12 protein-coding genes and 1 pseudogene are annotated in these 8490 nt (G+C 66.3%); 9 read left to right on the plus strand and 4 right to left on the minus strand.

What is annotated here, in order from left to right; all coding sequences use genetic code 11:
- The first annotated feature begins 353 nt into the window (after window positions 1-353).
- Window positions 354-551 (plus strand): hypothetical protein, encoded by a 198-nt coding sequence (locus INT49_RS20260; protein ID WP_193119546.1) that lies wholly within the window; start codon window positions 354-356, stop codon window positions 549-551.
- Between the two features lie 215 nt (window positions 552-766).
- Here the strand turns inward: INT49_RS20260 and INT49_RS20265 are convergent, their stop codons facing one another.
- Window positions 767-1054: a hypothetical protein gene (locus tag INT49_RS20265; RefSeq protein WP_193119547.1), complete on the minus strand. Its 288-nt coding sequence runs from the start codon at window positions 1052-1054 to the stop codon at window positions 767-769.
- A gap of 114 nt (window positions 1055-1168) precedes the next feature.
- Between INT49_RS20265 and INT49_RS20270 the strand changes: the two genes are divergently transcribed.
- Complete coding sequence (locus tag INT49_RS20270) at window positions 1169-1372, plus strand: hypothetical protein (protein ID WP_193119548.1); 204 nt, start codon at window positions 1169-1171, stop codon at window positions 1370-1372.
- 1028 nt (window positions 1373-2400) lie between these two features.
- On the opposite strand, the gene INT49_RS20275 is transcribed toward INT49_RS20270, so the two are convergent.
- Window positions 2401-2613: a hypothetical protein gene (locus INT49_RS20275; RefSeq protein ID WP_193119549.1), complete on the minus strand. Its 213-nt coding sequence runs from the start codon at window positions 2611-2613 to the stop codon at window positions 2401-2403.
- Window positions 2614-2942: 329 nt separating this feature from the next.
- Between INT49_RS20275 and INT49_RS21480 the strand changes: the two genes are divergently transcribed.
- Window positions 2943-3077, plus strand: coding sequence for a hypothetical protein (locus tag INT49_RS21480; protein WP_264298789.1), 135 nt, complete (start codon window positions 2943-2945; stop codon window positions 3075-3077).
- A gap of 10 nt (window positions 3078-3087) precedes the next feature.
- On the opposite strand, the pseudogene INT49_RS21685 reads toward INT49_RS21480, so the two are convergent.
- A pseudogene (locus INT49_RS21685) lies at window positions 3088-3627 on the minus strand (HAD family hydrolase); the annotation flags it as partial.
- Between the two features lie 91 nt (window positions 3628-3718).
- Here INT49_RS21685 and INT49_RS20285 point away from each other — a divergent pair.
- Window positions 3719-4252 carry an NUDIX domain-containing protein gene (locus INT49_RS20285; RefSeq protein ID WP_193119550.1) on the plus strand — a complete coding sequence of 178 codons (534 nt, stop codon included), beginning with the start codon at window positions 3719-3721 and terminating at the stop codon, window positions 4250-4252.
- Between the two features lie 35 nt (window positions 4253-4287).
- Here the strand turns inward: INT49_RS20285 and INT49_RS20290 are convergent, their stop codons facing one another.
- On the minus strand, window positions 4288-4488 hold the full coding sequence (locus INT49_RS20290; RefSeq protein ID WP_193119551.1) for a hypothetical protein: 201 nt from the start codon (window positions 4486-4488) through the stop codon (window positions 4288-4290).
- Window positions 4489-4818: 330 nt separating this feature from the next.
- On the opposite strand from INT49_RS20290, the gene INT49_RS20295 reads away from it, so the two are divergent.
- The 5 genes from INT49_RS20295 to INT49_RS20315 all read left to right on the plus strand — a co-directional run.
- Window positions 4819-4989, plus strand: a complete 171-nt coding sequence (locus INT49_RS20295; RefSeq protein ID WP_193119552.1) for a hypothetical protein — start codon at window positions 4819-4821, stop codon at window positions 4987-4989.
- Window positions 4990-5085: 96 nt separating this feature from the next.
- Window positions 5086-5658 carry a GrpB family protein gene (locus INT49_RS20300; protein WP_193119553.1) on the plus strand — a complete coding sequence of 191 codons (573 nt, stop codon included), beginning with the start codon at window positions 5086-5088 and terminating at the stop codon, window positions 5656-5658.
- 25 nt (window positions 5659-5683) lie between these two features.
- The gene (locus INT49_RS20305; RefSeq protein WP_193119554.1) at window positions 5684-5983 is read left to right on the plus strand and encodes a hypothetical protein; all 300 of its coding nucleotides are present in this window, start codon (window positions 5684-5686) and stop codon (window positions 5981-5983) included.
- A 61-nt stretch (window positions 5984-6044) separates the two neighbouring features.
- Window positions 6045-7037 (plus strand): phosphotransferase family protein, encoded by a 993-nt coding sequence (locus tag INT49_RS20310; protein ID WP_193119555.1) that lies wholly within the window; start codon window positions 6045-6047, stop codon window positions 7035-7037.
- 181 nt (window positions 7038-7218) lie between these two features.
- Window positions 7219-8490 (plus strand): hypothetical protein (locus INT49_RS20315; protein ID WP_193119556.1); only part of this gene is annotated, 1272 nt, incomplete at its 3' end.

The raw sequence follows: 8490 nt of genomic DNA on the forward strand, positions 1-8490 counted from the left end.
TGCGAAGGCGGACTTGCTATGAACCACTGGTCTCAACTCACCCTGACACGCAGGGTGCCTCGGCGTGGCGACGCTCGTACGATCAAGGAGTGCCAAACGGCGGGAAACATCCAGGACATGAAGAGAGCGCCCCCTCGCCCGGCGAGTAGTCAGGTAGGTGGGGGCGTTTCTCCTGCCCTCTCCTCAGAGGGGTGCGGCCTCGCCATGGGTCTCAGGACATAACGAGGCCGCGTCCCAGAGACTATTTGCAGTGGCTGGGGAGCACCCGATCGACTGGTCGGGGCAGCGGCGGTGCTGGAGGGTTGGAGCCGCGCTAGAATCCGCATCATCGATAGCCAAGCTAAGGAGTGCGGATGGAGCACGACAAGCTCGTTGAGGTCATCAGAACCGTGATCGAGAACCGACAGGATCCCGGGGCGTCTCATCGGCTCGAGGATTACGACCTCGACGCGATCGCTACCGAGGCGCACGAGCAGACTGTGGCCGCAGGTGCAGACGAACTCGACCCTGAGAAGTACTGGAACATCGTCGACAAGCACTTCAAGGGCTGAGGTCACTGGCATAACGAAAGCGCCCCACTCCGCCAGCCGTAGCTGAGGGGTGGGGCGCTCCTCGTTCCCTCTCCTCAGAGGGGCGCGGCCTCGTCACGGGTTTCGAGGACACAACGGGGCCGCACGCAACAGCTTAGCGAGGCGAAGCAGTTATATCCAACTGGGTCTCGACACGCTGAAGTGCCCACACTCCAAGTGGGTGGGCTTTCCGCACGTCAGGGGAGATCGAAAGAGGGGCTTGGGGGCGACGGCGGCACCTCGCCGAGAACCTTGCGGAGGATCTCAGCGAACTTGCGCTCGTCCTGCCGGATGCAACCGAGCGGGCCCGCGGTTCGTTCCGCGACGGGATCCTCTTCGTAGTAGGTGTCGACGGCAGAAAGGAAGTTTGCGCGCTGCTGCGAGGTGAGGTCCGGACTGTTGGACTCGAGCCATACCGTTGCTTCAATTCGTTCACCCGCGGTGCTCACCAGATTCGCCCTTTGGTCAGTTTCGACAATATCCATATCTTAGCCCTCAGTGCTCGAAGTTTTCTAGTCCGTTGCAGGTCAGAGCGTAGGGGAGTGGTAGTTGGCAGCATGGTGGATCTGCTAAATTTGGGCCACTCAAAGAGGAGACCCATGACTGGTAGAACCGCTCCCGACACGTACGCCGTGATCGAACCTCTCGCTGCAGACAGTCAGACATTCATCTGGACCGCACGCCTCCACTACAAGGGGCACAAGCGCACGGAGACGATCGAGTCGTACTGCGAGAAGAACCTGAAGAAACGGTGCGAAGCCCGGGGCGTCACCAGGTTCGTCATGATGCAGGACGCCGAGTAGGCAGGTCCCAGGCCAGGAGTCAGCACTACGTCTCGTGAGCCCGGGTCCTACCGGCGGCGTGCGTCAGAACTTGGCGTGTCGAGAAGCATTCCAGCGCCCGCAGCCAACAACACTCCGATCCCGGCGACGACGGCCACCGCCAAGGCGATGAACGCGACCAGTAGAACGATGTGAGCCAGTGCCATGTGGCGATCGTACCCGCCGGCCGGCCGTCACCAGTGGGCCCGGGCATAGAAGTGCCTCCATCCCGCCGTAGAGGGATGGAGGCTCCCCTTCCCAGGGGGTCGCCCCCGTCTGGCACTGCAGGAAGAGACGGGGTGACCAGGAAATACTACAAGCTTTGACCATCGTGAATCTGACCTATAGGCGTGCGAAGGCGCCCCCACCTTCCCGGAGGAAGATGGGGGCGTTTCTGAGAGCATCGACCGCGAAGTGTTCAGCAGCGCGAGACCGACTGGTCAACCGTATCGGCGCCCGCGCGCTCCTTCAGGTGCAACTGGTAACCGTTTGGTATCGGGCCGGGCCGACCGCGATCATCTCGTGCTTTGAGCAAGTCCGACGGTGACGCCTTGCCGGGCATCGCCTGTCGGGTGGCTCATCGGCGCACCTGCCGGCAGGGCCTCTCGCCAATCTGATCGTGTCGTCGCTCCGAACAATCTCTTGGGTCAGATGTCCTCTTGATCCTGACCAAGGAGACTCCTATGACTGGCAAGACAGCATCCGAGACTTACGCCGTGATCGAAGCTCCCGCCTCGGGTGGCAACTCGTTCACATGGACAGCGACGATCCACCGCAGAGGGTTCAAGCGCACGGAGACACTGTTCGCGTACACCGAGAGCGCTCTGAGGGAGCAGTGCATGGCGAAGCGCGTCACTCGGTTCGAGACCGTGCAGGGCAGTGACTAGTGGAGCGACTGCGGACGCGACGCGCCAGCCGACGTCACCTATGACGAAAGCGCCCCACCTCCCAGCCTTAGCTGAGAGGTGGGCGCTGTCATGTCGTTGTCGACTGGTGTTGTTCTCGGCTGGTCAGCGGTTGCTGGCTGCTCGGGTGTCTGTGGCGGTGAAGAGCTGTCGTGCGGCATCCCCGAGCCGGATGATGCCCAGCACCGCGACGATCCCACCAATCAGTACGCTCTGCGATAGCGAGACGCCGGACGTGGCCCAGGTGATTCCGAACCAGACGATAATCAGGGACACCAGAATCCCGACGGCCCCCAGGACGAGTTTCTTCCAGTCCACCTGTCCTCCTCGCAATTTCGTACGGTCGCGACGATGGTACATATAGGTCGGCTCCCCGTCCTTGTCGTCGTGCGTCGCGGTCGGCTTGCTGGTCCTCGAGCTCGCACACGATCACTACGGGGACGCGCTCTGTACGCGGCCGGTGGGGTGCAGGGCGTGGCGTTGGGCTGCACGGCTCCTGATCCCCGACGAGGACTACGCCGACGCTGAGGCGGAACACCAGTCGGCAGGTGCGATCGCAGAGCACCTCGGCGTCACCGTCGAAATCGTCCACGCGTGGGCGTGTCAGATGGTCTGTGTAAGCCGTACCGAGAGGAACGGTAAGAATCATGACCATGACGAACGAGAAGCAGCAGCCGGGCGGTGAGCCCTCCGGCCAGGACCTGGTCGAGCAGTTGAAGGCCTCCGGACAGCTCGACGTACTGTGGGAGCGGGACGAGGATCTGCTGCTGGCGTCGACGTGATCCACGCAGTCTCGAGACCTGCAGCCTGCCCTCCCGCCACGTCGGTGTCGAGGCTGTCGCCCACCATCCATCCGTCGAGCGGACACTCGAGTCGTCGGGCGAGCTCGTGGAAGATGTCCGGCTCTGGCTTGCGGCGTCCGAACTCGGAGGAGATGACCCATCCGTCCACGAGAGCCGCGAGTCCCGTGCTCCGGATCTTGCCCTCCTGGTTATCGGCCGTGCCGTTGGTGCAGATGCCGAGCCGCCACCCGGCGTTGCGGAGGTCCTCCAGCGCTGATCGGTCGGCATCAGTGCAGCGGACGAGATCCGGCATCTGTGCGCGATAATCGCTCCATGCGGCCTCGGGTGTCACGGGGAGGCCGAAGCGCTGGAAGATCAGGGAGAAGACCTCGCCCTTCGGGCGGCGCTGGGTCAACGCTGCCGCGATGTCGCCTGCATCCTGCTCACCGAGGCTCCATGCCTTTGCGAACCTGCGTGCCCAGGAACGAGCGGCGCCCGCCTGGTCCACCAGGGTTCCGTCGAGATCGAACAGTGCGAGTGGCACAGCCACAGACTACGGACCACGCGTGACTCGTCGGGGATGGGTCGGGACCGGCCGACGATGCTGCCGTTCGTGAGGCGCGTCGACATATGCTCGGACCATGGTGCAGCGTCTGCCGTCCGCGTCGATGGTTCCGCATGCCGAGTACCTGGCGGGCCTGCCGAGGAAGCGGGTGATCACCAGCGCCTTGCTCGTCGAAGAGGACCGGCGGGTGCTGTGCGTCGAGCCCACCTACAAGAGCACCTGGCATCTTCCGGGCGGCACCGTGGAGCAGGGCGAGTCGCCCTCGGAAGCCTGTCTCCGCGAGTGCCGAGAGGAGCTGGGGATCTCGATCGGCCTCGGCAGGCTGCTCGCCGTGGGGCACATCGAACCGGGAGCGGATGATCCGCACGGGGCACTGGCGTACGTCTATGAGGCCTCGATGAACCCGCCCGCGATCGATGGACTCGACCTGGCGAAGGACGAGATCCGGAGCGCCGCGTGGTTGGGGTGTCAGGAGATGCATCGACAGCTGAGCCCCCTGGCACTCCGGTTCGTCCGGTCCGGGATGGAAGCCGTGGACCGGGGCGGCCTTGTGGAGTTCGATCGTGACGAGAGGTCGACGGGTTCCGGTCGCGGTTCCCGTCGTCGTTGAGCACGGGAGAACTGCTCACCCTCGACGTGAGCGGCTCAGAATCCGTCCTCGATGGAGTCCGCGGTGACGTCGCTGGCCGGGAGACTGTCGGCGAGTGCGTCGCGGAGCGCAGTGCGGGGGATGGGACCGATGGTGACTTCGGACAGTTCGGTGGTGCAGGTGATCCACACGTCGGTGCCGCGGGTGGTGATCGTGAGGGCGTCGCCGTCGTGGTCGCTGAGCTCAATGGGGAACATGCTGTCTCCGGATAGGGGTCGGCGCTGCGGTGCAGCACTGTGGTCGTGACGCGTGAAGACGTCATGGCGACCGGATTCGTCACGACGACCGAGCCGCATTGTGAATGGCTTCACAGGCGGACGGGAGTAGCGGGTTCATGACGGGCCTCCCTGGAGCCCTCGGTCGAGGGCGGCCTCGCCACGGGCCACAGGGGCACGCCATGACGGGCGCGACCGCACCTGTCGTGGCCGGGAGTGATGGGTCTGATCGAGCGGTAGGGCGTCCGCTGTCGATCCACGCATCGGAAGCGCTATGTTCTCCTGCACCAGCAGAGAACCTAAGGACCCAGGATGAGCAAACCCCCACTTGAGCTGTCAGATCGGGACAATGATTCCCTCACTCTCCAGGCCGACGGGGAGAGCGTCTGGGTGACGTGCACCAGTGGAGCCGACGAGGTGACCGTCGGTGCAGTGCAGAAGGACGAGATTCTCGACTGGCTCACCGAGACGACGGCGAACTGACGACTGCGACCTGACGTCCGACCGACAGCGCGCTGCGTCGTGCTGGCGAGCAGACAACTCCCGACGGGCTTCCGAGCACGCGGGTAGTGTCGCCACATGGTCGAACTGCAGTCGCACCACGCCCTCTGGGCGGCCTCCTTCGCGCAGGCCGCGGACGAGCTCGCTGCCGCACTGACTGAACGGGTCGACGCGATCGAGCACATCGGGAGCACCGCGGTTCCCGGTCTCCTCGCCAAGCCGATCATCGACATGGCCGCACGTACTGCCTGTGGCGCAGACCCCTTCGCGATGGGCGAGGCACTCGACAGCCTCGGATACGCCATGCACGGCGCGGGCCCGAAGAACCATGCCGTGTACGTGCGCAGTGTCGATGGCCGCCGCACCCATATCCTGCATGTCTTCAGCGCTGACCAGTGGCCGCACTGCAATCAGCGACTGTTCCGCGACAAGCTCCTCCATGACGAGAGCGCCCGTCGTCGGTACCAGCAGCTCAAGGAGGAGATCGCCGGGACCACCGATGGGCGCGCCTACACCGCCGCGAAGAGCTCGCTCATCCAGGAGCTGCTGGATGACGAGCGCAGGAGCCGTGGATTGCCGCCTGTCGATGCCTGGGACAAGCAGCGTGCAGCGAGATCGCGCCGGCAGTGCAGCGGGGGACCGGCAGACTGATGGCGGACGACCGAAGGAGTGAACCGTGCCTGATCGACCTGAGGTCGTCTGCCTCTGCGGATCGATGCGCTTCGCGGACGAGATACGTGCGGTGAATCGTGATCTGACTATGGCCGGTGTCATCGTCCTCGCGCCCGGTGAGACGGATGGGGAGATCACCGAGGAACAGAAGGCAGCGCTGGGCGCCCTGCATCTGCGAAGGATCGACCTCTGCGACCGAGTGCAGATCGTGAATCCCGGCGGGTACGTCGGGGGGTCCACGGCCCGGGAGATCGACTACGCCCGCGCCTCCGGCAAGCCGGTTGCGTTCACCGATCCCGGCTGACAGCCGGACGATCCGCTGCACGCGCGACCTCGACGATCCGCGCACGAGGAGGAGACCACTCATGGTGAGCATGCTCGAGGACACCCCGTTCGCCGACGACGTGCAGGCCGTGGCGACGCATTTCGGCGTGGCGGAGGTCGACGTGGTGCCGGTTCCCACCCAAGGCCAGGTGAACCTGACGGTCTTTCTCGGCGAGGAGCTGGTCCTGCGCGTCCCGCGCGCGCCCCGAGCTTCAGAGCAGTTCGAGAAGGAGGCCCAGGTCATCCCCATGGTCCGGGCCGCGGGCGTGCCGACCCCGGAACTCGTCCACCATGATTCCGGCTGTCTCATCGCGAGCGTACCGACCATGGTCCTTCGGCGGGTGCACGGTGCGACTCTGGCGGAAGGGGTGCTCGATCCGTCGGGACGCCGACGCGCACTCGGATCCCTCGGTGAGATCCTGCGGGCGCTCCACCGGATCCGGCGCAGCGACGTCGGGGTCGGCGGCGCGATCCCGGAACCGTTCACGTTCTCGCCCTCTGAGGTGCTGGGTCGGCTCGTGGAGGCGGGCGAGATCGGCAGCGTCCAACATGACTGGCTCCTCGAGCAGTTCGCCCTCCTGAGGCCGGAGGGCCCGAGGCAGGCCGATCCGGTGCTGCTCCATCGCGACGTGAGTCCCTCGAACGCGATGATCGACCACGGAGGTCAGGTCACGGCGCTGCTGGACTGGGGCTGTGCCGAATGGGGATCGCCGGCCCGAGATCTCGTCGGCCTGCCGATCCGGGACATGCCTGACCTGCTGGCCGGATACCGATCGGCGAGCGGAGGCGCGCTGTCCGCGGACGGCCCGGACGCCGGCACCGCCCTCGAGCGAGACGCGCTCTGGTATCACCTCTACCTGGCGCTGGCGCGGCTCCTGAAGGAGCCGTCCACGTCCGAGGATCGCAACTGGGCGGCGCCACGGAGTGCGACGTTGATCGATCTTCTCGCATTCACCGCTGGCATGTCGCCGGAGTCCTGGCCCGCGCACCTGCGTCGGACGTCGCTGAAGGAGAGTGCCGATCGGGCACGCTAGGGAGCTCTGCTCACCCTCCCGGTGGTGGGTGCGTCGCCGCAGGGGAGTGGCTCATTTTCTTCCCCTCGCTGCGTCTCGGCCCCGTCCGTCGGCGGCTCAGAGCGAGCCCACCACCAGCTAGGCTCGGCACCCGGGGTACTTGGCCGCGCCCACGATGGCCGGTCACGCGAGAGGGAGACACATGCCGGAGACGAACTATCCCTATGGCCACGGGGACGACCAGAACCGACCTGGCGGCGGACTCCCGGCCCATGAGTCCGGATCCAACGGGCACGGCGAGGCCCCGTTCTCGCCGACGCCCTCCGGGGGAGCTTTCGGCTCCAGCGTGCCGGGCACCACCTCCGGCCCCTCCTTCGACTCTGCGGCCCCACCCACATCGCCCACCTCGGCCTCATCCGCTGCACCGTCACCGTGGGGTGTCTCCGCACCCTCGGGGCCGGCGGCACCGTCGGGCGCACAGGGCGCACAGGGCGCACAGGGCGCACAGGCGCTGTCTGCGTCGCAGGCCGGCTACACCCTGCGGAAGGTCGGCATCGGCAACCCCCTCCCCACCTTCGCGGTCGGGGTGCTCGCCTACATCGTGGCCCTCGGCGCCGCGCTGCTGGTGATCATCTCGGCCGTGCTCGTCGCCCTCACCGCCGACACCGGTGACCTGACCGGGGGCGGCACCGTCCCGACCGACGACTCGGCCTCCCCGTCCGGGGACGGCGGATGGCGAGCGATCGTGGGCCTGGTGGGACTTCCGTTCCAGCTGGTCTCTCTCGCCTCCTTCGGCTCCTACGATGCTGAGCTGAACCTGGGCTTCTTCGGCAGCGCCACGATGAGCTGGCGGGGACTGCCGCTGCTGATCACCGTCGCGATGGTCGCGACCGCCTTCCTCGCCGCCCGTCTCATTCAGCGCCGGTGGGGCACAGGCCGATGGGGCTCGAACGGCGTGCTCGGGGCTCTGCTGTGGTCGGGGATCTCCGGGCTCGCCGTCGCGATCGTCGCCGTGATCGCCACCCGCGTCACCGCGTTCGCGATCGAGGACGACACGCTCGGGTTGTCCCTCTCGATGCACTCCGCCGGCGTGGACATGTTCTTCGGCACCTGGGCGCTCATCGCGCTTCCCCTCTTCCTGGGACATGTCGCGGGGCTCACGAAGCCCGCCTGGTGGCCGCTGGTCGCGGACCTCGCCGCCGCGCCCCGGCTGGCGCTCGTGCACGCCCTGACCTTCGCGGTGCCGGTCTGGATCCTCATGGCAGCGGGCATTTCGATCCGGATGGTGGTCGAGGGCGACGGGCAGTCCGTGCTCTCCCTGTTCCTGTCGCTCCCGATCTGGGGACTCACGGGCCTCGCGATGCTGCCCGGGCTGGGGATGCTGGCCGTGCCGTTGCATCTGAACGCACGGGGCGGCGTCCCTGCGTGTCAGGGTGAGTTGAGACCAGTGGTTCATAGCAAGTCCGCCTTCGCA

The sequence above is a fragment of the Brachybacterium tyrofermentans genome (genome assembly GCF_014897585.1).
In the GTDB taxonomy this organism is placed as follows: Bacteria; Actinomycetota; Actinomycetes; order Actinomycetales; family Dermabacteraceae; genus Brachybacterium; species Brachybacterium tyrofermentans.